Source organism: Bradyrhizobium sp. S3.3.6, from assembly GCF_040546905.1.
Classification (GTDB): domain Bacteria; phylum Pseudomonadota; class Alphaproteobacteria; order Rhizobiales; family Xanthobacteraceae; genus Bradyrhizobium; species Bradyrhizobium cytisi.
Map to the genome: position 1 here is coordinate 731,178 of NZ_JBEPOT010000001.1, position 25,027 is coordinate 756,204.

The following is a 25,027-nucleotide window of genomic DNA, read 5'->3' on the forward strand; positions in this document are numbered from 1 at the left end:
GGGAGACAGACCATGACGCCGCAGGAACGCCAGCTCGTCGACGACCTCTTCGATCGACTTTCGAAACTGGAAAATGCACCGCGCGATCCCGACGCGATCGCCGCGATTTCGGACGGCCTCCGCAAGGCGCCGGGCGCAGTTTATGCGCTGGTGCAAACCACGCTGTTACAGGACGAAGCGCTGAAGCGCGCGCATAACCGCATCCAGGAGCTGGAAGCGGCCCATGCGCCGGAGCAGTCCCAGTCCGGCGGCTTCCTCGACACCATGCGGGACACGCTGTTCGGCTCGAGCCCGTCGCGCGGCTCGGTTCCGAACGTGCCGCCGCGTGACGCGCGGCCGGTCTGGAACAGCGGCCAGGCGATGCAGCAGGCCCAGCCGGGCTACGGCCAGCCACCTTATGGTCAGGCCTACGGACAGGGACCAGGGCAAGGCTATGGCGCCCCGCCGGTCGGTGGTGGCGGCGGCTCCTTCCTGGGCACGGCAGCCGCGGCCGCGGCCGGTGTGGTCGGCGGCTCGCTGCTGCTCTCCAGCATCCGCGGCATGATGGGCGGACCGCATCAGCAGGCGTTTGGCGACACCAACGCCCTAGGTGACCGCAGCCCGTGGGGCGGCAGCGACCAGTCGGGCGGCTCACTTGCCCGCGATGCCGGCCTCAACGACATCGGCTCGAACCGTGATCGCGACGACTCGCGTCAGGGCTTCCTCGACCAGGCGTCGAACGATCGGGATAACAACGATCAAAGCGACGACGACAATAGCGACAGCAATGTCGACCTCGCCGACGACAGTGACTTCGGCGGCGGAGACGATGGCGGCAGCGATTACGCGTAAGGCTGCTCCTTCAAGCCAAAACGGCCACCTAAAGGGTGGCCGTTTTCATTTCGAATGCCAGGCGCTCACATCACCACGACCTTGGTGCCGACATTGACGCGGCCGTAGAGATCGATGACGTCCTCATTGCGCATGCGGATGCAGCCGGAGGAGACGTTGGTGCCGATGGTCCAGGGCTCGTTGGAGCCATGGATGCGGTAGAGCGTCGAGCCCAGATACATCGCGCGTGCGCCGAGCGGATTTTCCGGGCCACCTTCCATGTGCCGCGGCAGATCGGGGCGGCGTGCGATCATCTCCGCCGGCGGCGTCCAATCCGGCCATTCGCGCTTGGCCGTGATCGACTTCACGCCGCTCCAGGTGAACCCCTCGCGTCCGACGCCGATGCCGTAGCGCATCGCCCGGCCGTTGCCCTCGACGAGATAGAGAAACTTGTTGTTGGAATCGACCACGATCGTGCCAGCGCTTTCCTTGCCGCTATAGTCAACAAGCTGTTTCTCGAATTTCGGATCGAACGAACGCTGCCGCGGATCGATTGCCTCCTGCTGGAGACCTGCACCTTGCTGATATCCGCCCTGCATCTGCGGCTCGCCCATCGGCGGCAGGCGGCGTGGATCGTTGTAGGCGGGCTGCTGCTGATAGATCAGCTGCTGCGGCGCATAGGCCGGACCGCGGCCGGGCCCATCGCCGAACAGGAACTCGATGAAGCCGCCGCCCATATTGGCATTGGAGGCGACGCGCACCGGCGCCGGCGGCACATGCGGCTGGTAGAGCACCGCGGGCGGATCGTTCGGCACTGTATTGTCGAACGCGCTGGCGCGATCGGCACCGACAAGGAAGGCGCAAGCGCTGCCGAGCAGCGCGACGGACATTTTCTTGAACATCGACGTACTCTGTACTGTTTCGTCTAGTTGCATTCGCCGCCGAACGCGGCTTGCTGTCCGCGTCCTCGACGTGGTCAATAAAGAGCAAACTCCGTTTCGTTTGGTAAACAGAATCGACGTTTCGATTCACCACGTCGCGCGCGGCGGGACAATTTGGCGGTCAGCGTTTATTTTCGATGAAGGGCGGAGCCTCATGGTTAATCGCCCGTTTGCATGTCGTCGCGCGCGGCCGCACGACAGTTCCTGCCGTGAACCTCGTGTTAAATTGCTTCTGCCTACAAAGACGCGTGAGTGAGGTGGGGGGAGTTCCTGATGGCTGTTCACCGCAAGCGTTTTCGTGTCGAGGATATCGCCGGTGGCGAGATGCCAATTCTTGACGTAGCAGAAGAGGCAGGCCCGATGCATACCGAGATTATGGCGGAGCTGCGCGCGATCCGCGCACAGATGGCAAGGGGTACTGTGCCCATGTCCGGCAGCGCAGCCATGGCGGCGATCGACGCCTCCACGAACCAGGAGCTTTCCGACGCACGCACGATGCTCGAGACCTATCGGGCCCAGATCGAGCAGTGCGAGAAGCTGAAGGTCGAGCTCGACCTCATCCATGACGCCATCGACCGCACCAAGCGCGAGATCGCGACGCTGCACGGCAAGAGCTTTGACGGCGGCGAAATGGCCAAGGTCAATGGCGAGCTCGGCGCGGTGGTCGGCGGCACCGAACAGGCGACCCAGCAGATCCTCGAAGCCGCGGAGTCGATCGACCAGGCGGCCAGCGCGATGTCCAAGGTGCAATCGGCCGATCAGCAGAAGCGGCTCGCCGACGACATCCAGGAACGCGTCATCTCGATCTTCGAGGCCTGCAACTTCCAGGACCTGACCGGCCAGCGCATCAGCAAGGTCATGGGCACGATGAAGTTCATCGAGCAGCACATCAATGCGATGATGGAAATCTGGGGCGGCGTCGACGCGATCAAGGCCCACGTGCCGGCGCAGGTGGATACCCGCAGCGACGACGACAAGCTGCTCAACGGCCCGAAGCTCGCCGGCGACGTCGGTCACGCCTCGCAGGACGATATCGACGCGCTGTTCGACTAGACTAAGCGACGCGACAGACGGAAAGCAAACGCCGGCGAGAAGCCGGCGTTTTTTCGTCATTGCGAGCGCAGCGGAGCAATCCAGAGTCCCTCCGCGGAACCAGTCTGGACTGCTTCGTCGCACCAGCGCAAAATTGCTTCGCAATTTTGTCGCGGGCTCCTCGCAATGACGAGCGGTTAGAGCTCGGCCCGCCTCACGCCCTCGGCGCGCAGCGGACGTAGACCATGTTGCCGTAGCGGGTGGCGGCGTCCTTGTCGACGAAGCGGGTGATCATGACGCGGCCGTCGAAGGAGACGATCTCGCGGTCCTGCTCGCCCGGCGTCGGGCCGGGGGGGCCGATATAATTCTTGCCGCCCGGCGAGCCCTTCAGCCGCAATTCCTGCGGCGTGGCCTGGTCGGCGAGATGCATGACCACGCCGCCGGAGGTGCCGGCGCCGATCACGTAGGGATTCTTGCACTGGGCGCGCGCGGCCGCCTCGGTGCGGGCGCGGTCGGCCGGGTTCTGGAACGAGGCGAGACCCCAGCGGCCGACGATCTCGTCGCCGCGGATCGAGGCTGGCATTTCCGGCCCGGTGCCCGGCTCGGCCTCGGGCGCCGGCTGGGACGAGGAAAAGGACGGCAGGCTCATGCCGCCGCCGCAGGCGCCGAGCAGCAGCGCCAAGCAAGAGGCCGCCGCCAGATTGGCAACCGTGCGCGCGTGAGCTGAACTGATCATGGCATTCCCCCGAACAAGACCATGGCCGCATCCCTCCCGCAGCCAAGCGCAAAACCGCAGCCGTAGCAATGACGTCTTAATATACGCCCGCGCCGGAATCGAGTTTCCGTAGACACCATCCTATATCCGCCTCACCAATCGCTTAACCACCTTTGCTTGACAGGATCGCAGTCAAGCCATATCCCCTGCGCACTATTAGCACTCGGAAAGACCGATTGCTAAGGGGCGCCGTTTGATCCTCGGGCAGAGGATGGACGGGAGCGCCGCCCTCACCCACTTCCGCTACTTTCGGAAAACTGAGCCTCCAAAGGGAAACGTCATGGCTAAGTCCAAATTTCGTCCGCTGCATGACCGTGTCGTGGTCAAACGTATCGATGCCGAGGAAAAGACCAAGGGCGGCATCATCATCCCCGACACCGCCAAGGAAAAGCCGTCCCAGGGCGAAGTCGTCGCCGTCGGCCCCGGCGGTCGTGACGAGGCTGGCAAGCTGATCCCGATCGACCTCAAGGTCGGCGACCGCGTGCTGTTCGGCAAGTGGTCGGGCACCGAGGTCAAGATCGACAACGAGGAGCTCCTGATCATGAAGGAGTCGGACATCATGGGTGTGATGGCCTAAGGCCAGACGCCTGAACAGCCGCTGAATGCCATGCCCGGATCATCAGGTCCGGGCATCCATCATTCCGCAGCACAGCATCAAACAAGACACATCACGACATAACAGGGATTGCAGACCATGGCTGCCAAGGAAGTCAAGTTTTCCGGAGACGCGCGCGATCGCATGCTGCGCGGTGTCGACATTCTCGCCAACGCCGTCAAGGTGACGCTCGGCCCCAAGGGCCGCAACGTCGTCATCGAGAAGTCGTTCGGCGCACCCCGCATCACCAAGGACGGCGTCACCGTCGCCAAGGAGATCGAGCTCGAGGACAAGTTCGAGAACATGGGCGCCCAGATGGTGCGTGAGGTCGCCTCCAAGACCAACGACCTCGCCGGCGACGGCACCACCACCGCGACCGTGCTGGCCCAGGCCATCGTGCGCGAAGGCGCCAAGGCGGTTGCCGCCGGCATGAACCCGATGGACCTCAAGCGCGGGATCGACATTGCGGTGACGGCCGTGGTCAAGGACATCGAGAAGCGCGCCAAGCCGGTCGCCGCTTCCTCCGAGGTCGCCCAGGTCGGCACCATCTCGGCCAACGGCGACGCCGCCATCGGCAAGATGATCGCGCAGGCGATGCAGAAGGTCGGCAACGAGGGCGTCATCACCGTCGAGGAAAACAAGTCACTCGACACCGAAGTCGACATCGTCGAGGGCATGAAGTTCGACCGCGGCTATCTCAGCCCCTACTTCGTCACCAACCCCGAGAAGATGACCGCCGAGCTCGAGGACGCCTACATCCTCCTGCACGAGAAGAAGCTCTCAGGCCTGCAGGCCATGCTGCCGGTGCTGGAAGCCGTGGTGCAGTCGGGCAAGCCGCTCGTCATCATCGCCGAGGACGTCGAGGGCGAGGCGCTGGCGACCCTGGTCGTCAACCGCCTGCGTGGCGGCCTCAAGGTTGCGGCCGTCAAGGCGCCGGGCTTCGGTGACCGCCGCAAGGCCATGCTGGAAGACCTCGCGATCCTGACCGGTGGCCAGCTGATCTCCGAAGATCTCGGCATGAAGCTCGAGAACGTCACGGTGAAGATGCTCGGTCGTGCCGGCAAGGTCGTGATCGACAAGGAGAACACCACGATCGTCAAGGGCGCCGGCAAGAAGCCGGAGATCGAGGCCCGCATCGGCCAGATCAAGGCCCAGATCGAGGAGACCACCTCGGACTACGACCGTGAGAAGCTTCAGGAGCGTCTCGCCAAACTCGCCGGCGGCGTCGCGGTGATCCGCGTCGGCGGCGCGACCGAGATCGAGGTCAAGGAGAAGAAGGACCGCGTCGAGGACGCGCTCAACGCCACCCGCGCCGCGGTGCAGGAAGGCATCGTCCCCGGCGGCGGCGTGACGCTGCTGCGCGCCAAGAAGGCTGTGGGGCGTCTCACCAACGCCAATGCCGACGTGCAGGCCGGCATCAACATCGTGCTGAAGGCGCTGGAAGCTCCGATCCGCCAGATCTCGGAGAATGCCGGCGTGGAGGGCTCGATCGTGGTCGGCAAGATCCTCGAGAACAAGTCCGAGACCTTCGGCTTCGACGCCCAGACCGAGGACTATGTCGACATGATCGAGAAGGGCATCATCGATCCCGCCAAGGTGGTGCGCACCGCGCTGCAGGACGCCTCCTCCGTGGCCGGCCTGCTGGTGACCACCGAGGCCATGGTCGCCGAAGCGCCGAAGAAGGAAGCCCCGCCCGCGCCGGCCGGCGGCGGCATGGGCGGCTTCTGAGCCCATCCTCACCCGACAGCATTGAGAAGGCCGCCTCCGGGCGGCCTTCTTTTTTGCCGATCATGCTGCACGCTTTCCGATTCAACCGGCGGCCAAAACCCACTACGGTGGCGCCCGATTCCATTCGTTCGAGGATTTCGTCAATGCGCGCGCTTCTGGTTTGTTCGACCGCCCTTTTGGCGGCCCTGCTCGCCGTCTCTCCCGAGGTCGCCTCCGCCCAGATGAAGCTGTCGCCGAAGGCCACGGCGCCCGGCGGCATGGAGACGCGCTATTTCACCTCGATCGACGGCCTGATGGATGGCAATGCCGACGTGATCCTGAAGGAGACGCGGCAGGGCAAGACGGTCACCGCAGCCGTGCTCGACGTCTGCTACCCCGTCGCCAAGAACTCCGACCGCAAGGACCGCTTCGTCGTCAATCTCCAGATCGCAGGCCAGACGCTGAGCGGCACGACCTCGAGCCTCGGCGCCAAGGCGCCGGTCACCGTCAAGCTGACGCGCAAGCCGACCGGCGACACCTTCGAGTTCCGCGGCCAGATCGGTATCGGCCAGGCCGTGACCGAAGTGACCTCGCCTGACAATGCCGATCTCAGCGAGAAGGAATTTCTGGACAACCAGACCACCGACGACGGCATTACGCCCCAGCCGAAGGATTTTACCGAAGTCTCGCCCGAAGCGATCGCGGTCAAGGTCAAGCTGGATAACGCGACCGACTTCCTGAAGAGCCTCAGGGGTCAGGACGTCGAGGTGACGCTGGCAAGTCTCAGCGTCGGCTGCGACGCGCTGCGCGCCGGCGAGCAGACCATCAACATGTCGGTCGACCCGGAGCGCTCGGCCGCACTGCTCGCGAAATTCAAGGCGATGCCGGGTGTCACCGCCGCCGGCTGGACCGCTGGGCTGGCGGAGATGGACCGCACCATCCGCATCCCCGCCGCCGACTGGCGCGACGGCGACAAGATCAACCGCGACAAGCTTGCCACCGCGGTGGCTGGCGTGCTGGGCAAGACACTTGCGGCAAAGCCGGTCTCGCAGAGCTTCAACGCCGCCACCGGCAAGCTCAAGCTCGTCTTCAAGCGTCCGAACCAGGATTTCCCGGCGCTCGATCTCACCGACACGATCGAGGTTTCGGGCCTCGTCTCCGCCGACAAGCCGGGGCCGACCGACAGGCTGATGGTCTGGATCGGCAGCCCTTCGACCACGACCGCCGATGAGAGCAGCGGCGCGAAGCTCAACGTGTCGGATGAGGCGAGCGCCGATGAGGAAGGCGACCAGCCCGACGACAACGGCTCGATCGAGGCGCTCGCCAGGGAGCTGAAGGGCCAGCGCTGGGACGCCGACAAGTCGGTGTGGAAGTAGGGCGCACACAACAACGCGCTGTCATCGCCCGGCTTGGCCGGGCGATCCAGTACTCCGAGACGATTGTGATTGAATAGATAGGCCGCGGCATACTGGATTCCCCGCCTTCGCGGGGAATGACCAGAGCGAGCCTCAATTCCCGTTGGTACGGAAGCGCAGCGGCTTCGGGCCGATCAGCGTGAGCACGTCGCCCTGACGCTTCCAGGTCTCGGCAGCGGCGAGAGCGGCGACGAGATCGTCATCGGCCTGGGCCTTTGCCGGCGGACAGGAGCGATCCTGAATTGCGCCGGGAACGAAAATCACGGTGTTGCCGGCCACCGAGAACTGTCCCTTGCCGCCCTTGCACCAGAGCTCGATCACGACCTCGCCATTGTCACCGATCTCGATGTTCGGAATTCGTTTCGAACCGGGCTGCGGCACGGCCTCCAGCGTCATCTCGGTACCGAAGGGAAAGCCCTCCTGCGCATGCGCGACTGTGGACATCGCAAGCACCGCGGCCGCCGCACATACCATCCGCTTGAACGAAACCATGAGACCTCTCGATCGACCTGACTCACCGGGTCTTCTATTAGACAGCGAAGCCTTTGAGAAGATTCGTCGATCCAAGACACAAAAAATCCCCGCGAGCCGAGACCCGCGGGGATTTCATTGTAACACGCCTCCCCGTTACTTCAGCACCAGCGCGGTGAACGGCCAGACGTAGGCCTGCAACGTCACGAGCACGCCGACCAGGCAGGCCAGCACGATCGAGTGCCAGAACACGAAGCGCAGGATCGTGCCTTCGTGGCCGTACCATCTGGTGGCGGTGGAGGCGACAACGATCGATTGCGCGTCGATCATCTTGCCCATCACGCCGCCGGACGAGTTCGCCGCCGCCATCAGGATCGGCGACAGGCCGATCTGCTGCGAGGTGATTTTCTGGAGGTTGCCGAACAGGATGTTCGATGCGGTATCCGATCCGGTCAGCGCCACGCCCAACCAGCCGAGCAGCGTGCCGAAGAAGGGATAGAGCACACCGGTCGCGGCGAAGGCGAGACCGAGCGTGGCGTCGACACCGGACAGGCGGGTGAGCGTGCCGATCGCGAGCATCGCTGAGATCGTGATCAACGAGATCGCACACAGCCGGATGGTGCGGCCGTACTCGGTCAGCAACCTGCCAGGACCCACGCCCATCAGGAAGCCGGAAATGATCGCCGCGATCAGCATGCCAGTGCCGGTGAACGACAGGTAGGTGAAGCTGAACACCGCACTCTCCTTGGTCGGCCCTGGCGCGACCGGCGGCATCTTGTTGATCATCTGGTGCAGTTCGGGAACGGCGTAGTTCCAGGTGAAGATCCCGTTCGCCCAGGTCTTGAAGGCGCCGTTGCCCCAGATCAGCATGACGATGCAGACGATGATCCACGGCAACAGCGCGCTCCACAGCTCGGCCTGCGTGAGCGGAGTTTTGTCGAGCGGCGTTGTCGTGCCCATATGCGATACCGATTCGTCGCGGCCGCGCAGCGCAGCCGAGAGCCACAGCTGCTTCGGCTGCCACACCTTCAGGAACAGGATCAGCGCGCCCATCGAGATCAGCGACGCCCCGATGTCGACGATCCAGGGATTGATGTAGTTCGAGATCACGAATTGCGGGACCGCGAACGACACGCCGGTGACTAGGATCGCCGGCCAGATGTCCTTCATGCCCTTCCAGCCCGCGAACGCCCACACCACCCAGAACGGTACGATCAGCGAGAAGAATGGCAATTGCCGTCCGACCATGGCGCCGAGGATGTAGGGATCGAGCCCCGTGACCGAGGCAAGGCCCTGGATCGGCGTGCCCAGCGCGCCATAGGCGACCGGCGCCGTGTTGGCGATCAGCGACAGGCCGGACGCCGCGAGCGGCGAGAAGCCGAGCCCGATCAGCACGGCGCCGGTGATTGCGACCGGTGTGCCGAAGCCCGAGGCCCCCTCGAAGAAGGCGCCGAACGAGAAGGCAATCAGCAGCAATTGCAGGCGCCGGTCCTCGGTGACGCCGCCGACCGCGCGCTTCAACAGCTCGAACCGCCCGGTCGTCACCGTGACCTGGTAGAGGAAGATGACGTTGAGAACGATCCAGCCGATCGGGAAGAAGCCGGTCACAATGCCGAGGATCGAGGCGCGGATCGACATGTTCACCGGCATGGTGAAGATGAAGATCGTGATCAGGTTGGTCACGATCACGGCGATAACAGCTGCGATATGGGCCTTGACGCGCCCGCTCGCGATCAGGACCAACAGCGTAACGACGGGTATCGCCGCCGCGATCGTCGACAGCACGGGACTGTGCAGCGGATCATAGATTTGATTCCACATGGTCTTCCTCCCCCACGCGTTTATGTGGCAGGCCGGCCAGCGTGGGCGGCGGGCCTGCTCGACGTTGGAAGCGATAACCCCCGAGTTGGACGCGAATTCCTCGCGAAAGCCGCGGTTCCCGCCTGCTCACAAGCTCGCGAAAATCTGGCAGCCCCCACCCCACGCCGTTATGCCCATGCTAGGGTTGCAAGCCGCGGCTAGCCAACGCAAATTGCAGAACTTGCGACTTTAGTCTAAGCGCACCCATTTTCTGCCATGCCCTCAGCCGCTTGGCTTTGGCGCCGCTGTGCATATCCGTCAGGAGATCGCCCTCTGTGAGAAACATCAGCGCCACGCTCGCGACCGTCTGGCGAATCGCCGGCCCCTATTTCCGATCGGAGGACAAATGGGCCGGCTGCGGCCTGCTCGGCGTCGTCGTCGCAATGGAGCTGGCGCTCGTCGCGATCAATGTGCTGCTCAATCAGTGGCAGAACCGGTTCTACAGCGCGCTCCAGGCCTACGATCTGAATGAGTTCGTCATGCAGGTCTGGATCTTCCTCGGCCTTGCCTTCACCTACGTGGCGCTGGCCGTCTACAAGCTCTACCTGAACCAGTGGCTGCAGATCCGCTGGCGGCGATGGCTGACCCAACATTATCTCGGCGAATGGCTCGACGGCGCCACGCATTATCGCATGCAGCTGAAGGGCGACGCCGCCGATAACCCGGACCAGCGTCTCACCGAGGACGTCACCAACTTCGTCGAGCAAACGCTCGTCCTCGGTCTCGGCCTGCTGTCGTCGATCGTGACGCTGGCATCGTTCATCGTCATCCTCTGGGGTCTGTCCAACAGGGCGCCCCTGCATATTTACGGCACCGATATCGTCATCCCGGGTTTCCTGGTCTGGTGCGCGCTGGCCTACGCGCTCCTGGGTACGGCACTGACGCACTGGATCGGCGCGCCGCTCATCAATCTTTATTTCGAGAAGCAGCGCTACGAGGCCGACTTCCGCTTCAACCTGATCCGCGTGCGCGAAAATTCCGAGCAGATTGCACTCTTGAAGGGAGAGAGCGCGGAGCGAGGTCATCTCCTTCAGCGCTTCGGCTACGTCATCGGCAACTGGTATGCGATCATGAGCCGGACCAAGCGCCTCACCGCCTTCACGGCGAGCTACGGTCAGGCTGCGACGATCTTTCCCTATGTGGTGGTCTCGCCCGCCTACTTCGCCAAGAGCATCCAGCTCGGCGACATGATGCAGACCGGCTCGGCGTTTGGCCAGGTGCAGGATGCGCTGTCCTTCTTCGTCACGGCCTATCGAACAATCGCGGAATGGCGCGCGATCGTCGCGCGTCTCGACGGCTTCGAGATGTCGGTCGATGCCGCGGCAAACCTGCCGGCGCATGAGGCGACGATCGAACTCAGGGCGGCAGGCGGCAGCCGCAATATCGGCCTCGAGAAGCTCTGCGTGTATCTCCCCAACGGCACGCCGCTGGTCGCAGCCGACGGCTTCGCCATCCAGGCGCCCGAGCGCGTGCTCGTGACCGGGCCGTCGGGCTCCGGCAAGTCGACCCTATTTCGCGCCATCGCCGGCATCTGGCCGTTCGGCACCGGCACCATCGCCATCCCCGCGCAGGCGAAGCTGATGATGCTGCCGCAACGCCCCTATTTCCCGGTCGGCGCGCTGGGGGACGCCGTGATCTATCCCGCAGCACCCGGCGCATTCCAGGCCACCCAGATCCGGGACGCGTTGATCGCGGTCGGCCTGCCCGACCTCGCCGAACGGCTCACTGAGGACGGCCACTGGAACCGGATGCTGTCGCTCGGCGAGCAGCAGCGCCTCGGGCTCGCCCGCGCGCTGCTGCATGGGCCGGACTATCTCTTCCTCGACGAAGCCACCGCCTCGCTCGACGAGGCATCCGAGGCGCGGCTCTACAGGCTGCTGGCGGAGAAGCTGCCGCAGGCCACCATCGTCTCGATCGGCCATCGCTCGACGCTCGACGCCTTCCACACCCGCAAGGTGGCGATGGCAAAGGACGGCGCGATCCATGTGCTGGGCAATGGCAGTGCGCCGGCCGAGCCAGAGCCGAGCGCGGCGCGCTGAGCGCGCAGGAAGCGGCGCCCAAAACAAAAGGGCGGCAGATTGCTCTGCCGCCCCCGTTAGTCGTCTCGGGACAAACTTACTTCAGGTTGGTCATCGCCGTCAGGTCGAAGGACAGCTTGGCGATACCGGCCGTGCCGCACCAGTTGGAGCCGACGCCAGTCGGGTTGATCGCAGTGACGTTGGTGGTACCGGAGCCGTTGAAGGCGCTGGTGAAGGCGTTGCAATTGCCCTTGTTCAGGTCGGTGTCGGAGTAACGCAGGTCCAGCGTGAACACCTTGTAGGTGAAGCCGATGCCGACGTTCCAGGTGTTGTAGTCGGCGTACTTGATGCCGTTCGGGAACGGCCCGGCAAAGCCGGGATTGGTGAAGGTCGTGCCGTAGAAGGAGTCGCTGGTGCCGAGGAACTGGCGACCGAACTCGCCCGACACATACATGCCGACGCCGCTCGAACCGAAGATCGTGCTGGGCGCAGTGTACTTGGCGGTGATCGAGGCGTAGTCGCCCCATGCGCCGGAGTTCAGGAAGTTCGGCGAGTAGTACTCGTTCAAGCCGACCGACCAGTTGTCGTTGATGGTGTAAGTGACCTTGCCGTAGACTTCGAAGAAGCTGACATCCTTCTTCATGACGTTGCCGTTGGGAAGGAAGTTCGCGAAGCATTCCGCGCTAATCGGGTTACCGCCCGCGTCGACAGCCAGGCCGCCGTTGCCGCCGTTGTAGCAGGTTCCGCCAGGATACAGGTAGCCCCAGACGCCGATGTCGAAGGCGAACGCGCCGAAGGTCGGGCGGATACCGCCATAGACGTCGATTTCGGCCGCAGCGCGGTTGGCGAAGGAGATGCTCTCCCCGGACACGCCGATATAAAGCTGGAGGTCCTTGTTGATGTTGTAGCGGGGCTCGAAATAGGCGGCGACCGACGGCTTGTGGTTCGACTGGGTCACGCCGCGGAAGATGTAGTCGCTCATGATCGCGCCGCCGAAGGCGATATCCCAGGGATCAAACGCGGGCGGCGGCGGCGCCTTCAGTGCCTTCACGTGCAGATCTGCCGCGAAAGCCGAACCCGTCACCATTGCCAGCGCCGTTGCTAACAAAGTCACTTTTTTCATTTCGATCCCCATCACCAGTTCTAGACCCCGGTCGAGTTCCGGAAGCCCCCCGGGGCCACCCGACCTGATTGCAAATTTCGTTACCGCCGCAATCTGGATTGAGGGATGTGAACCGTGAAGCAAAAAACACGGGCATCTGCCGACTTTTTGGGCGTTCTGACGATTCCACGAAAGGTTGTCAGCCGGTGTTGCTTCTCGATCACATTATTTTCACTCCAAAGTGCACAGAGCCGTCCGGGATACTACGTAGGTCCGCGGCACCGTGGCGCGCGTGCCACGAATCAGCTGATTCAAAAAAGGGCAACTTCCGGCCGCAGCCGGAGCGGCGATGCAAAAAGGCCGCAGCGTTACCGCCGCGGCCTTCCTGTTTTCGATCATGGTCGGGGAATGAAGTCGGCCCTTGGGCTGAGCTTGGGCCCAACCCTTGAGGCCTAACCTTGTCCTTCGGCCGGCGTCGGCTCCGCAGAAGACGAAGGCATCGCCCAGCTTGTCTCGGCGGCAGGCTCGGGTGCCGGTGCTGCCACTGGAGCTGCCGGCTTCGGCGCGGGAGCTGCCTTCGCCTTCTTCGGCGCGGCTTTCTTGGCGGCCTTCTTCGGCGCGGCCTTCTTCACGGCCTTCTTGGCCGCAGCCTTCTTTGCCGTCTTCTTGGCGGCCTTCCTCGGCGCAGCCTTCTTGGCCGATTTCTTCGCAGACTTCTTAGCGGATTTCTTGGCAGACTTCTTGGCGGACTTCTTGGCCGCCTTCTTCTTCGTCGCCTTCTTCGCCGCTACAACCTTCTTGGCCTTTTTGGCCTTCTTGCTTTTTTTCTTACTCGATTTCGCCATCGTGATCCTCCTGTTGCCGCCGTACAATGGTCGATCGGGCGCCCTTCAGCCGTCACCTCCGGACGAAAGCTCAGCGCGACGCATCCAGTGCCGGTCGCGCCCCGCCCGTAGCCCAATCGAGAAGCTCAATCGTGTGTACGACCGGGACTGACGTGCCACTGGCAATCTGCACCATGCAACCGATATTGCCCGCGGCAATCATGTCCGGCTTGACGCTCGCGATGTTGGCAACCTTGCGATCGCGCAACCGGCCCGCAAGCTCAGGCTGGAGAATGTTGTAGGTCCCCGCCGAACCGCAACACAAATGGCTCTCCGGGACATCTTTCACCACGAATCCATTCTTGGAAAGCAATTCTTTCGGAAGCCCCGTGATTTTCTGCCCGTGCTGCAACGAACACGCGGAATGATAGGCGACAACGATGTTGTCTTGCCGTGCAGTCGTTTGCAATCCGAGGCCCGCGACGTATTCGGTGATGTCCTTCGCAAGCGCGGACACCTTTGCCGCATCGGCTGCGAACGCGCCGTCCTCGCGCAGCAGATAGCCGTAGTCCTTGATCACCGTGCCGCAGCCGGACGCCGTCACCAGGATGGCGTCGAGCCCCTCGCCAGCGGCTTCCTTCTGCCATGCCGTGACGTTGGCCCGGGCCCGGCCCAGCGCGTCATCGTCGTGACCGAGGTGATGGGTCAGCGCGCCGCAGCATTGCTCGTCCCTGACCAGGACGACCTCGATGCCGTGACGGGTCAGCAGGCTGATGGCGGCCTGGTTGATGCGCGGCGCCAACACCTGCTGGGCGCAGCCCTGGAGCAGCGCGACCCGGCCGCGCTTCTTGCCAAGCGCAGCGAACACGCTGCCCGGACGCGCGCCCGGCGCCGGCAGCCGCCCTGGGGCCAGCGCCAGCATCGCCTTGAGGCGCTGGATCAGGCCGGGCGTGGCCGAGGGCCGCGGGGTCGGCAGCAAGACGGCAAAGGGCCGGGCCAACTGCGCCAGCCGCATGCTGATGCGAAACCGCTGCGGGTCGGGTAGCACGAAGGCCAGCACCTGGCGCAGCAGCCGCTCGGTCAGCGGCCGCTGATAACGCTGCTCGATCCTGACACGGGCCTGATCGACGAGGTGCATGTAGTTCACCCCGGAGGGACAGGTCGTCATGCAGGCCAGGCACGACAGGCAGCGGTCGACATGCTTGACCACCTCAGCCGTTGGCGCCTGGTCCTTCTCCAGCATCTCCTTGATCAGATAGATGCGGCCGCGCGGGCTATCGAGCTCGTCGCCGAGCAGCACATAGGTCGGACAGGTCGCGGTGCAGAAGCCGCAATGAACGCAGGCGCGCAGGATCTTGTCGGCTTCCGCGATGTCGGGGTCGGCGAGCTGCGCGAGTGAGAATTCGGTCTTCATGCCGCAGTGCCCCGCGTCAGCCGTCCCCGGTTCAAAATGGATTTTGGATCGAAACTGGTGCGGACCCTATCGCTCAGCGCGGCAATGCCGGGCGATTGCGGATGGAACACGTCGACGCTGCGCCTGACGTCGTCAGCGGCCCGGATCAGCGTGGCATGCCCGCCGAACGCATTGGCCCGCTGGCGCACGGCCTGGGCATGCGCGTCGGCCGTCGGCGGCAGTGCCGCCCAGATCAGCCCGCCGCCCCAGTCGTAGATGACGTCGCCGCCGGTCTCGCGCGCCAATTGCGTGCCGAGCGCCGCGCCCGAAGCCGGCGGACAGACGATCCGCCACACCGGCCAGCCGCCAAGCGCGCCGCCGGCCGCGAACGGCAGCACGTCGCGGATGGTGGCCCACAGCGTGGATGACGCTGCGTCCTCGATCAGCGTTGCGGTTCCGAACGGCGCCAGCAATTCGAGGAGCGAGCCGGCGCGATGGGCGGCGGAGGCCGTGATGCCCTCGAGCCGCAGCACCGTCAACGCCTCGCCCTGGCCGGCGATATCGCCAAGCCCGTCGGTCTTGGCGCGGTAGGCCGATTTCGGCAGATGCGCGGCGGCGGAGACGTCGAAGGGCGAGCCGAGGGCCGCAATCATCGCCTTGTTAGCGGCGGCATCGTCGAGCCCGCGCAGCAGCAGCGTCCGCTCGGCCTCGGGCTTTGGCATCACCTTCAGCGTCACTTCGGTCATCACCGACAGCGTGCCCCAGGAGCCAGCAAGCAGCTTGCAGAGGTCGTAACCGGTGACGTTCTTCACCACCTTGCCGCCGGTCTTGAAGCTGTCGCCGAAACCCGAGACCGCATGCGCCCCCAGGAGATGGTCGCGCGCCCCGCCCGCCTTGATCCGGCGCGGGCCGGCCAGCCCGGCCGCGATCATGCCGCCGATGGTGCCTGATACGGGCGTGCCGAGCAGCGGCGCCGTGTTGATCGGCTCGAAGGCGAATTGCTGGTTCTTGGCATCGATCAGCGACAGCACGTCGGCCAGCGGTGCGCCGGCCTGGAGCGTCACGATCAATTCATTGGGCTCGTAGGAGGTGATGGCGTTGAGCGCGGAGACATCGAGCACGGCGTTGGTCGCCATCGCATGCCCGATGCTGCGCTTGGAGCCATGACCGATGATCTCGAGCGGCTGCTCATTGGCAATCGCCGCGCGCACCACCTCTTCGACGTCTTTGGCGTCTCTGACCCTGAGCGTGTCCACGCGTCTAGCGGGTAACGAAATTTGGTCCCAAAATCAAATGCGGACACCGAACAGGGAGCGAAATGCGTCAAGCCCGGTATCGGTGATCTCGACCGAGCGCCCCTGCGGCCCGCGGCGGATCCAGTCCCGCTGGAACGCCAGCTCAGCGAGCGCCGCACCTGCCCGCCCTGCCAGATGCGGCCGGCGTTCGCTCCAGTCAAGACAGGGCCGGCACAGCACCCGCCGATGCCGCGACGACGGGCGGAGATCAATACCGAAACTGCCGAGGAACGCCGTGCCCGCTTCCGTCAGCTCACCAACCTCCTGGTCGAGAACCAGATATTCGCGCTCCCGCAGCGCGTCCGCGAGGGCGACACCGAGCTCGCCCGCGAGGTGATCGTAGCAGGTCCTCGCTTGCCGCATCGCGGCATCGATCCGTGCCGGCGGCCGCGTGGCTTGCGGACCTGTTACGGCGACCGTCATCATGCCCTCCAGGACCTGCGCGACGAGCGGTGTGGCCAGCCGGTACAACCGGCGCGGCCCCCGCCGCTCGACTTTCAGAAGCGCGTGCTGCACCAGCCGGCCGAGATGCCAGCTCGCCGTCTGCGGCGTGACGCCGGCGACCAGCGCCAGCTCGCCCGCGGTCTGCGCGCGTCCGTCCATCAGTCGCGACAGGATCAGGGCCCGGCCGGGATCGGCGATCAGGGCCGCTAGGTCGGCGAGCTCGCGTGCGATGGTCGGCATGGCCGGCTCCGGCATGTGACGAAAACCCATCCTGCTTGTCGCACCGGACGTCGCCGCAACGTTTCGATCAGGATCGAAATGTTCACGACATCGACACTTCGATCACCGGCGAAGCCAACCGGCAAGACATCGCGAGATGGTTGCAGCGATCGCGATCGAAGACGAAGCAAGGGAGGCACAGATGGAGCGATCGAGACATGCGCGGCCGGCACCGCGCACACATGGAGCGTTCAGCCGCAGGTCAGTGATCCGCGCCTGCGGCACCGTCCTGGCGATCCATCTCTCGCCATGGACGGCGGCGTCATCTCAGGCACAGGAGCAAGGAGCAAAGACAATGAACCACTATGCAACACAGAAATCGATCAGCGACGCCGTCGACGGCGGCGGCCTGCTCGTGGTCGCGCAATGGGAGGCCAAGCCCGGCGAGGCTGACAGGATCGCAGCCATCCTCGATCGCTTCCTGCCGGAGGCGCAGCGCGAGGACGGCGTCAAGCTGTTCCTGATCTCGCGGGCTACGGACAATCCGGCGCAGTTCCTGTTCTACGAGCTGTTCCGCGACGAAGCCGCGTTCAAGACCCACCAGGAGAGCGCGCATTTCAAGACCTACATCGCCGGCGAAGCGCTGCCGCTGCTGGCGAAGCGTGAGCGCGCGCAATACGGGCTGTTGTAAACGCTTGTGGAGGGAAGGGCTCGCAAGCTCTTCCCTCCACAAGGTCCTAAAACCGCGGAATGTCCGGGAACGCAACTTTACCGGCATGCACATGCATGCGGCCGAGCTCGGCGCAGCGGTGCAGGGTCGGAAACACTTTTCCTGGGTTGAGCAGGCCCTGAGAGTCGAAGGCGCATTTCAGCCGCTGCTGCTGGTTGAGGTCGATCTCGGTGAACATGTCGGGCATGAGATCACGCTTCTCGATGCCGACGCCATGCTCGCCGGTGAGCACGCCGCCGAACTCGACGCAGGCGCGCAGGATGTCGGCACCGAAGGCTTCGGCGCGCTCGATCTCGCCGGGCTTGTTGGCATCGTAGAGGATCAGCGGATGCAGATTGCCGTCACCGGCGTGGAACACGTTGGCGCAGCCGAGCTGGTATTTTTCCGAGAGCGCGCGGATGCGGGCGAGCGCCTTCGGCAGCGCGCCGCGTGGGATCGTGCCGTCCATGCAGAGATAGTCGGGCGAGATGCGGCCAACGGCAGGAAACGCAGCCTTGCGGCCGGCCCAGAACAGATTGCGCTCGGCCTCCGAGGTCGAGATCTGGCAGGTGGTCGAGCCGCAGCCATTCGCAATGGTCTCGACGCGCGTGATCAGCTCGTCGACCTCGATCTTGGGACCGTCGAGCTCGATGATGAGCAGCGCCTCGACGTCGAGCGGATAGCCGGCATGGACGAAGGCTTCGGCGGCATGGATCGCAGGCTTGTCCATCATCTCCATGCCGCCGGGAATGATGCCGGCGCCGATGATGCGCGCCACGCATTCGCCGGCCGCCTCGACCTGCGCGAAACCGACCATCAGCGCGCGCGCCGTCTCCGGCTTCTGCAGGATGCGCACCGTGATCTCGGTGATGACGCCGAGCAGACCTTCTGAGCCGGTAATGACGCCCATCAGGTCGTAGCCGGAATTTTCGCACCCCTTGCCGCCGATGCGCAGGATCTCGCCGCTCATCAGGACAAATTCGCAACCGAGCACGTTGTTGGTGGTCATGCCGTATTTGAGGCAGTGCACGCCGCCGGAATTTTCCGCGACATTGCCGCCGATCGAGCAGGCGATCTGCGAGGACGGATCGGGCGCGTAATAGAAGCCGGCATGCGCGACCGCCTGGCTGATCGCGAGATTGGTGACACCGGGCTCGGTGACGACGACGCGATTGTCGAAATCGATCTCGCGGATGCGCTTGAACTTGCCGAGACCCAGCAGCACGCCGTCCTCCAGCGGCAACGCGCCGCCGGATAGCGAGGTGCCGGAGCCGCGCGGCACCACCTTGATGCCGTGGGCGGCACAATATTTCAGGACGAGCGAGACCTGCTCGGTGGTGTCGGGCAGCACCACGACCATCGGCGGCTGCCGATAGGCGGTCAGCCCGTCGGATTCATAGGCCCGCATCTCGGCAGGCGTATCGATCACGCCCTCGCCGGGCACGATCGCGCGCAGTGCAGTAACGATCTCGGCGCGGCGCGCGAGCACGGCCTGATCGCTCGCAGGCATCATGATGGCCATGACTTGTCCTTCCGGCTCACGCCGCAGTGTCGATTTGTCGCGACAAATCAACCACGTCCGGGGCCGTTTGGGTAGGCCATCCGAAAGTCGGAGCAACGATCTTCCGGCGAGTTCGCTCTGGGACAAGTGGGAAATCATGAAACCTGTCATGGTTTCGCGGCTTGTCCAAGCCGAGCGGGCCGTGCCAAAACCGGCAGGGTTCGACGATCGCCGACCGAATAAGACCCCACCGGGAAAGAGACGAAGAGCACCCTATGAAAAAACTGACTTTTGGCGCGCTGATGATCCTCACCGTCACTGCCACGGCCACCAGCGCGATGGCGCAGGATGCCGCGGCCGGCAAATCGTCGTTCAACAAATGCCTGGCCTGCCACGCCATCGGCGAAGGCGCCAAGAACAAGGTCGGCCCCGAGCTCAACGGCCTCGACGGCCGCAAGTCCGGCACCGCGCCGGATTACAGCTATTCGGACGCGAACAAGAATTCCGGCATCACCTGGAACGAGGCGCAATTCAAGGAATACATCAAGGACCCCAAGGCCAAGATCCCCGGCACCAAGATGGCGTTCGCCGGCATCAAGAACGAGACCGAGATCAACAATCTGTGGACCTATGTGTCGCAGTTCGACAAGGACGGGAAGATCAAGCAGTAAGCGGGTGAGCGGCGGCCGCTAATCCGCGGCCGCCTGCGCCGCGGCGACTTGACCGATTATTGTCTCGATCTCCGTCTTCACGAGATCCGGCACCGCGTTCTGCACCATGTGGCCGAGATCGGGCAGCACGATCAGCTTTGCGTTCGGCACCGCCGCTGCGAAGGGGCGCGCGTGGATGTCGGTCTTTACCGTCTTGTCGGGCTCGCCGGCGATGATCGTGACCGGCACCCTGATCTTGCCGTAGCGTGGAGCCTGCTCGGCCACCGACGCCTTCAGCGTCACCAGATCATAGGCATTGGCGATGAATTCGCGCGGACGCAGCAACAGCGGCGTCGCGGACTCCTTCACGAAACCGTCCGGCATCGTCTGCGGCAGGAAGACGCTGCGCGCGCCAGACTCGGCGACGAAATAGCCCAGTGGCAGCGTGATGGTGTAGGCGAGCAGCGGCCCAATCACCGGCATTGCGATGATCTCGTTGTAGCGGCCGACGCCGCCGCGCCAGGGATGGGTCACCGGCGCCAGCATCACGAGGCCGGCGACGCGGCTTGCGTGATCGAGCGCCAGCCGCGCGCCGAGCGCCCCGCTCCATGAATGCGCGACGAAGACGGCGCGATCGATCCCGAGCTTGCCAAGCGCCTCGTCGATCATCCGCGCCTGGATGTCCGGCGTCGAATCCTGCCGTCGCGCGCGCGTGCTCCAGCCATGGCCGGGACGGTCGATCAGGATGACGCGATGCTGCTTGGCCAGGAGGTCGCCGAGCGGATGCCGCATCACTTCGAGGTTGGAGCTCGCGCCATGCAGCATCACGATCGGCAGGCCGGCATCGCGCGGACCGATGTCGACGACATGGAGCGTCGCACCCTCGACCTCGATCATCCGGCCCTGCGGCGGAAAGCTACGCTGCACGGCGACGATTCCGGCCTGCGTGACCACCGCCAGCAGAACCAGCGCGGTCGCAATTGACATCACGATCATGGAGAAAGTCCGGGCAATCCAGGGCACATGGCAGCTACGGGTCTTAGCACACGGCAGTTCGCCCGGTGGGCGTCAGCGCTTCCACCTGAAATGCCGGGGCTGTGGATATGTGCATAATCTCAATCTGCAAAAACGCAATGGAATCAATGGCATTCCCAGGCGACACACAAGCCTCGGATCAGCTTCATGCAGTCGTCATGGCGGCTTCCTTATAATCGCCACGGTCGGTTCCGCCATCTAGGCGCGGGTGGGCGCCGATCCTCCTCGCAACCTCACGGCTGCGGGAAAGGCCGGCAGGATTTGTCCTGGCTTGAACCGGAGGATTTTTCGATGAGCTTGAGATCGAACGATACTGCAATCGACGAGATCGTCGCGAGCTGCAACGGCGACCTGCGCGGTGCCGTGCGGGCGCTGCTCCTGATCAACGAGCATCTCGAGACGGAGCTTGCAAAGGCTTACGCAGCGGCCGTCGATCGCGGTCTTGCCGAACGCGGCGGCAGCGTTCTGCACTAGGCCTAGCCTGCGCCGTCCTCGGCCTTTTGCTCATCGGACGTGAGTGCGGGACAGGCGCGAATGGTCGAGCGTGCCAGCTTGGCATCGTCCTTGGACTTGTAAGGACCGTCGCCGAACCAGATGTCGCCGTTGATGACCGGATTGCTGGTCACGATGTTGCATTTGCCGGTGGCGCGATTGCCGACCACCCAGAACAGCCCGTCGGCAAGGCTGATCGTTCCCGACGCCAGCAGCAAGCTACAAGCAAAGATCAAACGCTTCATGGCTTTTGCTCCTGCCATGCAGGTAGGCCTGCGGCGGCGCCGGCAATAGTCCTTGCGACGTTGCGCCTCCGATCGTGGTTAATCGGCGGGCGCCACAACCGCTCAAGAAATGATCGAGTTAGAGGCTAGATGTCGCGGCCTTCGACCTTCTCGGTCAAAGCCTTCACCTGATCGGGAATCTTCTCGAGGTGCGGATTGACGGCGAGCGCCTTGCGATAGGCCTCGAGCGCGCGCTTCTCGTCGCCGACGTCCTGCATGATCATGCCGAGCCCCGCGAGCGCGCCAAAATGACGGGGCTCCCTGGTGAGCACCTCGCGGATGTCGGCGAGCGAGCGGGCATAATCGTTCTGCATGTAATAGAGCGTGGCGCGCCGATTCCAGGCTTCGATGTAGTCGGGTCGGAGCTTGACGACCGAATCCAGCAGCTTGATCGCGACCTCGATCTTCTTCGCATCGACGGCCGCCTTGGCCCGCGCCATCAACAATGCCGCGGTGTCGCTCGGGGTCTGGAGCCAGATCGCCCAGATCCGCGCCTCGACATGCTTGGCGCTGTCTTCGTCAGGGGCGGCCTTCAGCGCGCCGAACAGGAAATCGAGATTCTTGGTGCGCTCGGCCTTGGGCAGCTTGGCCGGCGGCTCCGGCAGCTTCTTCTGCTGCTTCGCCGGCGGGGCCGGATCATCCTGCGCCAACACGGGCGCGAAGCCGGCGGTCCCGAGAACCAGAGCCAGGCACAGCGTGCGCGCGAAAGGGAATCTCACTGCCATCATCAAAGTCTAAACGCGTAAAGCCGCCCTTGCAAAGCAGGGCGGCGTCAAACTCGTGTGAGACCGTGGTCTTGCGGGGCGCGTGCGCGAGGCGAGCGCGAAGGCGATCAGCCCGCCCGGATCAGCCCGCCCGGATCAGCCTTGGCGAGCCTTGAAGCGGCGCTGCACCTTGTTGATCACATAGACCCGGCCTTTGCGGCGGACCAAGCGGTTGGCGCGATGGCGACCGCGCAGCGACTTCAACGAGTTACGGACCTTCATGGCAGAATCCTGAACGTTCGAAAGGCCGTGTTCGGCACTACCGTTTCGGCACGCGCGAATGTGGCAAAATGAGATCTTTCCCGCTGGCGGACGGACCGCCCGGGACGGGGCGGTTCTTAAGGCATGGCGGGAGGTGATGTCAATGTTAACTGCCCGGTTCCGAAGTGCCAAATTCGCGAAAACAACCCCATGCACAGTAGAAACGGCCGGACCGGCCCGATTCTGACCGCTCCGCCCAACCAAGGTTCGCTTGCCAAGTTCGTTATATCATATAATCAATTTGGCAACCCGTCGGGAGGACCCCCATGCCCAAGCTGAAGCTGCCGAACATTGACGATGTCGTCGCCATCGACATCCACACCCATGCCGAGGAGCCCTGCGGCTGCCATCCCGACGACGGCTACGACGATTTCCAGGCGCAGATGGCCGACTACTTCAAGTCGCCGAACAAGCATCCGCCGACCGTGCCGGAGACCGCGGCCTATTACCGCTCCAAGAACATCGCCGCGGTGATCTTCCCGGTCGATGCCGAGCGCGAGACCGGCTTCCGCCGCTACAACAATTACGAGATGATCGAGGCCGCCTCCGACCATCTCGACGTCCTCATCCCCTTCGTCTCGATCGACCCGCACAAGGGCAAGCTCGGCGCCCGCGAGGCGCGCAAGCTGATCGAGGAATATGGCGTGCGCGGATTCAAATTCCATCCGACCATGCAGGGCTTCTACGCCAACGACCGCATGGCCTATCCGCTCTACGAGGAGATCAACAATGGCGGCGCGATCGCGCTGTTCCATACCGGCCAGACCGGCGTCGGCTCGGGCATGCCGGGCGGCATGGGCATGCGGCTGAAATATTCCAACCCGATGTACATGGACGACGTCGCGGCCGACTTCCCCGACCTCAAGATAATCCTCGCCCACCCCTCCTTCCCCTGGCAGGAGGAGGCGCTGTCGGTCGCGACCCACAAGCCGAACGTCTACATCGACCTCTCCGGCTGGTCGCCGAAATATTTCCCGCCGATCCTGGTGCGCTATATCAACTCGATCCTGCAGGACAAGATGCTGTTCGGCTCGGACTGGCCGGTGATCACGCCGGACCGCTGGCTGTCGGACTTTGCCAAGATCGACATCCGCGACGAGATCCGCCCGAAGGTGTTGAAGGCCAACGCGCGCAAGCTGTTGGGAATTTAGCCGCGTATTCATCGCCACAGCGCATCAAGGGCTTCGAGCGCTATCGAAGCCCTCACGCTCAAGACTTGTGCCAGGCCTCCTAACGGCTGGTGTGATCCGCCCCACCCACCTCCTTGGTGAAGGCGAGCAGGAGCGTGCTGAGCCGAACCGGTTGCTCCTGTTGCATCCAGTGACCGGCGCCGTCGATCAGCTCGATGTCACGCATCCTCGTCGCCGCCTTCGTCCTCATGAGATCGATCGCGCCCGGCGTCGCATAGGTGCCCCAATCGCTTTTCCCGCCGATGAAGAGCGACGGGACGTCGATCGTCTTGCCCGAAAACAGGCGCAACTCAGCGTTCAGGTCGGGGTTGGAAAAGACGCGATAAGCCTGCAGGGCGCCTTGAAACCCGGTGCGGCCATACTCCTCCGTGTACACGGCAAGCTCCGGCTCGGTGAGCCAGTTGCTGGCAAAAACCTCGGCGGCGGAAGGCTGGAATGGAGCGACGGTCTGCGACATCGTCTTGCCGAGATCCATGACGTAGTAGGTGGGCATTTGTGCAAGTTCGATGGCGGTCGGCGCCTTCAACGGATGCGGCTTATTTCCCGGCCAGTCAGCGCTCTTGGCGTAGAAAAATGCACGAAGAAACGCGTGTAAGCCTTGAGGCGGGTGCCACAGATCATCGTTCGCCTCCCGCGTGCTCAGATATTGCTGATAATGCTTTCGCGGCGGATCGAGCGCCGCCAGCGCGGCCGCCAACTTTTGATTTCCAGTGTTCGGTTGAGCCGACGATGCCTCGCTTTCCGCAATGTTGAACGGAAACGCCGGCGGACCGGGGAACGGTGCGCTCATCAGCACCACCGAGGGAAAGACGTCGGGTCGGGCCAACGCACAATAGGCCGCCACGGGTGAGCCGAAGTCGTGCCCGACGAGCATTGCCGTGTTTCGATACCCCAACGCCGAAACCAATCCGAGGGCGTCACGCGTCATATTCAACAAGCTGAAAGGCTCTAGCGGGGCGTCATAGCCGTTCACCCAACCGGTGGTGCGACCAAAACCCCGCTGGTCGGGCGCCACGACATGGTACCCGGCGTCAGCCAGAATTGGGATCAGGTGTCGCCAGCCGTAAGCCAAATCCGGAAAGCCGTGCAGAAGCAGCGCGAGCGGCCGGCCGGAGCTTTCGTAACCGGCTTCGAGAATATGGACATCGAGGCCGTTGACCCCATGGATCATGCGCGAGCGTACCCCCTTGGGAAGCGTTCCCCCGCCGTATGATGATGTGGTCAAATCACTTCCTCCAAT

Annotated in this window: 25 protein-coding genes; 10 read left to right on the forward strand and 15 right to left on the reverse strand. The window is 64.0% G+C overall.

Annotation, left to right across the window (positions count from 1 at the left end; translation table 11 throughout):
• Positions 1-12: 12 nt before the first annotated feature.
• Positions 13-831, forward strand: coding sequence for a DUF2076 domain-containing protein (locus ABID59_RS03550; RefSeq protein ID WP_148755077.1), 819 nt, complete (start codon positions 13-15; stop codon positions 829-831).
• Positions 832-896: 65 nt separating this feature from the next.
• On the opposite strand, the gene ABID59_RS03555 is transcribed toward ABID59_RS03550, so the two are convergent.
• Positions 897-1,712, reverse strand: coding sequence for a L,D-transpeptidase family protein (locus ABID59_RS03555; protein WP_354082450.1), 816 nt, complete (start codon positions 1,710-1,712; stop codon positions 897-899).
• Positions 1,713-2,024: 312 nt separating this feature from the next.
• On the opposite strand from ABID59_RS03555, the gene ABID59_RS03560 reads away from it, so the two are divergent.
• Positions 2,025-2,804, forward strand: a complete 780-nt coding sequence (locus tag ABID59_RS03560; RefSeq protein WP_148755075.1) for a protein phosphatase CheZ — start codon at positions 2,025-2,027, stop codon at positions 2,802-2,804.
• Positions 2,805-2,997: 193 nt separating this feature from the next.
• Here ABID59_RS03560 and ABID59_RS03565 read toward each other — a convergent pair whose 3' ends face one another.
• Positions 2,998-3,519, reverse strand: a complete 522-nt coding sequence (locus tag ABID59_RS03565; RefSeq protein ID WP_354032940.1) for a hypothetical protein — start codon at positions 3,517-3,519, stop codon at positions 2,998-3,000.
• Between the two features lie 319 nt (positions 3,520-3,838).
• On the opposite strand from ABID59_RS03565, the gene ABID59_RS03570 reads away from it, so the two are divergent.
• The 3 genes from ABID59_RS03570 to ABID59_RS03580 all read left to right on the forward strand — a co-directional run bounded on the left by ABID59_RS03570 (position 3,839) and on the right by ABID59_RS03580 (position 7,236).
• Positions 3,839-4,135, forward strand: a complete 297-nt coding sequence (locus ABID59_RS03570; protein WP_014491914.1) for a co-chaperone GroES — start codon at positions 3,839-3,841, stop codon at positions 4,133-4,135.
• Positions 4,136-4,252: 117 nt separating this feature from the next.
• Positions 4,253-5,881 carry a chaperonin GroEL gene (groL, locus tag ABID59_RS03575; RefSeq protein ID WP_354082451.1) on the forward strand — a complete coding sequence of 543 codons (1,629 nt, stop codon included), beginning with the start codon at positions 4,253-4,255 and terminating at the stop codon, positions 5,879-5,881.
• Positions 5,882-6,024: 143 nt separating this feature from the next.
• Positions 6,025-7,236, forward strand: a complete 1,212-nt coding sequence (locus ABID59_RS03580; protein WP_187435302.1) for a hypothetical protein — start codon at positions 6,025-6,027, stop codon at positions 7,234-7,236.
• Between the two features lie 132 nt (positions 7,237-7,368).
• On the opposite strand, the gene ABID59_RS03585 is transcribed toward ABID59_RS03580, so the two are convergent.
• Together ABID59_RS03585 and ABID59_RS03590 are read right to left on the reverse strand one after the other, a co-directional pair.
• The gene (locus tag ABID59_RS03585) at positions 7,369-7,767 is read right to left on the reverse strand and encodes an META domain-containing protein (RefSeq protein WP_354082452.1); all 399 of its coding nucleotides are present in this window, start codon (positions 7,765-7,767) and stop codon (positions 7,369-7,371) included.
• 135 nt (positions 7,768-7,902) lie between these two features.
• A complete protein-coding gene (locus tag ABID59_RS03590; protein WP_354082453.1) occupies positions 7,903-9,567 on the reverse strand; it encodes an L-lactate permease in 1,665 nt (554 codons plus the stop codon).
• A 314-nt stretch (positions 9,568-9,881) separates the two neighbouring features.
• Here ABID59_RS03590 and ABID59_RS03595 point away from each other — a divergent pair, with 314 nt between their 5' ends.
• Positions 9,882-11,645, forward strand: coding sequence for an ABC transporter ATP-binding protein/permease (locus tag ABID59_RS03595; protein ID WP_148755069.1), 1,764 nt, complete (start codon positions 9,882-9,884; stop codon positions 11,643-11,645).
• A gap of 76 nt (positions 11,646-11,721) precedes the next feature.
• Here the strand turns inward: ABID59_RS03595 and ABID59_RS03600 are convergent, their stop codons facing one another.
• From ABID59_RS03600 to ABID59_RS03620, 5 genes are all read right to left on the reverse strand, one after another.
• Positions 11,722-12,747 carry a TorF family putative porin gene (locus tag ABID59_RS03600; protein WP_187435301.1) on the reverse strand — a complete coding sequence of 342 codons (1,026 nt, stop codon included), beginning with the start codon at positions 12,745-12,747 and terminating at the stop codon, positions 11,722-11,724.
• 431 nt (positions 12,748-13,178) lie between these two features.
• Positions 13,179-13,571 carry a histone gene (locus tag ABID59_RS03605; protein WP_354032935.1) on the reverse strand — a complete coding sequence of 131 codons (393 nt, stop codon included), beginning with the start codon at positions 13,569-13,571 and terminating at the stop codon, positions 13,179-13,181.
• Between the two features lie 70 nt (positions 13,572-13,641).
• Complete coding sequence (gene glcF / locus ABID59_RS03610; RefSeq protein ID WP_354082454.1) at positions 13,642-14,964, reverse strand: glycolate oxidase subunit GlcF; 1,323 nt, start codon at positions 14,962-14,964, stop codon at positions 13,642-13,644.
• The gene (locus ABID59_RS03615; protein WP_354082455.1) at positions 14,961-16,199 is read right to left on the reverse strand and encodes an FAD-binding protein; all 1,239 of its coding nucleotides are present in this window, start codon (positions 16,197-16,199) and stop codon (positions 14,961-14,963) included. Before ABID59_RS03615 ends, glcF begins: the two co-directional genes overlap by 4 nt.
• A gap of 33 nt (positions 16,200-16,232) precedes the next feature.
• A complete protein-coding gene (locus ABID59_RS03620; RefSeq protein WP_354082456.1) occupies positions 16,233-16,952 on the reverse strand; it encodes an ArsR/SmtB family transcription factor in 720 nt (239 codons plus the stop codon).
• A gap of 304 nt (positions 16,953-17,256) precedes the next feature.
• Here ABID59_RS03620 and ABID59_RS03625 point away from each other — a divergent pair, with 304 nt between their 5' ends.
• Positions 17,257-17,592 carry a putative quinol monooxygenase gene (locus ABID59_RS03625; RefSeq protein WP_187435300.1) on the forward strand — a complete coding sequence of 112 codons (336 nt, stop codon included), beginning with the start codon at positions 17,257-17,259 and terminating at the stop codon, positions 17,590-17,592.
• Between the two features lie 46 nt (positions 17,593-17,638).
• Here the strand turns inward: ABID59_RS03625 and ABID59_RS03630 are convergent, their stop codons facing one another.
• Complete coding sequence (locus ABID59_RS03630; RefSeq protein ID WP_354032930.1) at positions 17,639-19,132, reverse strand: FAD-linked oxidase C-terminal domain-containing protein; 1,494 nt, start codon at positions 19,130-19,132, stop codon at positions 17,639-17,641.
• Positions 19,133-19,386: 254 nt separating this feature from the next.
• Here ABID59_RS03630 and cycA point away from each other — a divergent pair, with 254 nt between their 5' ends.
• Positions 19,387-19,782 carry a cytochrome c-550 CycA gene (gene cycA / locus ABID59_RS03635; RefSeq protein WP_148755061.1) on the forward strand — a complete coding sequence of 132 codons (396 nt, stop codon included), beginning with the start codon at positions 19,387-19,389 and terminating at the stop codon, positions 19,780-19,782.
• Positions 19,783-19,800: 18 nt separating this feature from the next.
• On the opposite strand, the gene ABID59_RS03640 is transcribed toward cycA, so the two are convergent.
• Complete coding sequence (locus ABID59_RS03640) at positions 19,801-20,757, reverse strand: alpha/beta fold hydrolase (protein WP_354032929.1); 957 nt, start codon at positions 20,755-20,757, stop codon at positions 19,801-19,803.
• A gap of 330 nt (positions 20,758-21,087) precedes the next feature.
• Here ABID59_RS03640 and ABID59_RS03645 point away from each other — a divergent pair, with 330 nt between their 5' ends.
• Entirely contained in the window at positions 21,088-21,270 is a 183-nt protein-coding gene (locus ABID59_RS03645; RefSeq protein ID WP_148755059.1) for a hypothetical protein, read from the forward strand.
• 2 nt (positions 21,271-21,272) lie between these two features.
• On the opposite strand, the gene ABID59_RS03650 is transcribed toward ABID59_RS03645, so the two are convergent.
• From ABID59_RS03650 to ykgO, 3 genes are all read right to left on the reverse strand, one after another.
• The gene (locus tag ABID59_RS03650; RefSeq protein ID WP_354082457.1) at positions 21,273-21,533 is read right to left on the reverse strand and encodes a hypothetical protein; all 261 of its coding nucleotides are present in this window, start codon (positions 21,531-21,533) and stop codon (positions 21,273-21,275) included.
• Between the two features lie 125 nt (positions 21,534-21,658).
• Positions 21,659-22,297 (reverse strand): tetratricopeptide repeat protein, encoded by a 639-nt coding sequence (locus tag ABID59_RS03655; RefSeq protein ID WP_354082582.1) that lies wholly within the window; start codon positions 22,295-22,297, stop codon positions 21,659-21,661.
• A 135-nt stretch (positions 22,298-22,432) separates the two neighbouring features.
• Positions 22,433-22,558 (reverse strand): type B 50S ribosomal protein L36, encoded by a 126-nt coding sequence (gene ykgO, locus ABID59_RS03660; RefSeq protein ID WP_006611362.1) that lies wholly within the window; start codon positions 22,556-22,558, stop codon positions 22,433-22,435.
• Positions 22,559-22,863: 305 nt separating this feature from the next.
• Here ykgO and ABID59_RS03665 point away from each other — a divergent pair, with 305 nt between their 5' ends.
• Positions 22,864-23,748, forward strand: a complete 885-nt coding sequence (locus ABID59_RS03665; protein WP_354082458.1) for an amidohydrolase family protein — start codon at positions 22,864-22,866, stop codon at positions 23,746-23,748.
• 79 nt (positions 23,749-23,827) lie between these two features.
• Here ABID59_RS03665 and ABID59_RS03670 read toward each other — a convergent pair whose 3' ends face one another.
• Positions 23,828-25,012, reverse strand: coding sequence for an alpha/beta fold hydrolase (locus ABID59_RS03670; protein ID WP_354082459.1), 1,185 nt, complete (start codon positions 25,010-25,012; stop codon positions 23,828-23,830).
• Positions 25,013-25,027 lie beyond the last annotated feature (15 nt).

Excerpts from the sequence above, each read along its gene's own strand:
- ABID59_RS03650 (WP_354082457.1), bottom strand. The coding sequence starts at position 21,533 with ATGAAGCGTTTGATCTTTGCTTGTAGCTTGCTGCTGGCGTCGGGAACG.
- ABID59_RS03570 (WP_014491914.1), top strand. The coding sequence starts at position 3,839 with ATGGCTAAGTCCAAATTTCGTCCGCTGCATGACCGTGTCGTGGTCAAA.
- groL (WP_354082451.1), top strand. The coding sequence starts at position 4,253 with ATGGCTGCCAAGGAAGTCAAGTTTTCCGGAGACGCGCGCGATCGCATG.
- ABID59_RS03655 (WP_354082582.1), bottom strand. The coding sequence starts at position 22,297 with ATGGCAGTGAGATTCCCTTTCGCGCGCACGCTGTGCCTGGCTCTGGTT.
- ykgO (WP_006611362.1), bottom strand. The coding sequence starts at position 22,558 with ATGAAGGTCCGTAACTCGTTGAAGTCGCTGCGCGGTCGCCATCGCGCC.
- ABID59_RS03600 (WP_187435301.1), bottom strand. The coding sequence starts at position 12,747 with ATGAAAAAAGTGACTTTGTTAGCAACGGCGCTGGCAATGGTGACGGGT.
- glcF (WP_354082454.1), bottom strand. The coding sequence starts at position 14,964 with ATGAAGACCGAATTCTCACTCGCGCAGCTCGCCGACCCCGACATCGCG.
- ABID59_RS03560 (WP_148755075.1), top strand. The coding sequence starts at position 2,025 with ATGGCTGTTCACCGCAAGCGTTTTCGTGTCGAGGATATCGCCGGTGGC.
- ABID59_RS03640 (WP_354032929.1), bottom strand. The coding sequence starts at position 20,757 with ATGATCGTGATGTCAATTGCGACCGCGCTGGTTCTGCTGGCGGTGGTC.
- ABID59_RS03620 (WP_354082456.1), bottom strand. The coding sequence starts at position 16,952 with ATGGGTTTTCGTCACATGCCGGAGCCGGCCATGCCGACCATCGCACGC.
- ABID59_RS03645 (WP_148755059.1), top strand. The coding sequence starts at position 21,088 with ATGAGCTTGAGATCGAACGATACTGCAATCGACGAGATCGTCGCGAGC.
- ABID59_RS03630 (WP_354032930.1), bottom strand. The coding sequence starts at position 19,132 with ATGGCCATCATGATGCCTGCGAGCGATCAGGCCGTGCTCGCGCGCCGC.
- ABID59_RS03550 (WP_148755077.1), top strand. The coding sequence starts at position 13 with ATGACGCCGCAGGAACGCCAGCTCGTCGACGACCTCTTCGATCGACTT.
- ABID59_RS03590 (WP_354082453.1), bottom strand. The coding sequence starts at position 9,567 with ATGTGGAATCAAATCTATGATCCGCTGCACAGTCCCGTGCTGTCGACG.
- ABID59_RS03565 (WP_354032940.1), bottom strand. The coding sequence starts at position 3,519 with ATGATCAGTTCAGCTCACGCGCGCACGGTTGCCAATCTGGCGGCGGCC.
- ABID59_RS03585 (WP_354082452.1), bottom strand. The coding sequence starts at position 7,767 with ATGGTTTCGTTCAAGCGGATGGTATGTGCGGCGGCCGCGGTGCTTGCG.
- ABID59_RS03625 (WP_187435300.1), top strand. The coding sequence starts at position 17,257 with ATGAACCACTATGCAACACAGAAATCGATCAGCGACGCCGTCGACGGC.
- ABID59_RS03665 (WP_354082458.1), top strand. The coding sequence starts at position 22,864 with ATGCCCAAGCTGAAGCTGCCGAACATTGACGATGTCGTCGCCATCGAC.
- ABID59_RS03555 (WP_354082450.1), bottom strand. The coding sequence starts at position 1,712 with ATGTTCAAGAAAATGTCCGTCGCGCTGCTCGGCAGCGCTTGCGCCTTC.
- ABID59_RS03580 (WP_187435302.1), top strand. The coding sequence starts at position 6,025 with ATGCGCGCGCTTCTGGTTTGTTCGACCGCCCTTTTGGCGGCCCTGCTC.
- ABID59_RS03605 (WP_354032935.1), bottom strand. The coding sequence starts at position 13,571 with ATGGCGAAATCGAGTAAGAAAAAAAGCAAGAAGGCCAAAAAGGCCAAG.
- cycA (WP_148755061.1), top strand. The coding sequence starts at position 19,387 with ATGAAAAAACTGACTTTTGGCGCGCTGATGATCCTCACCGTCACTGCC.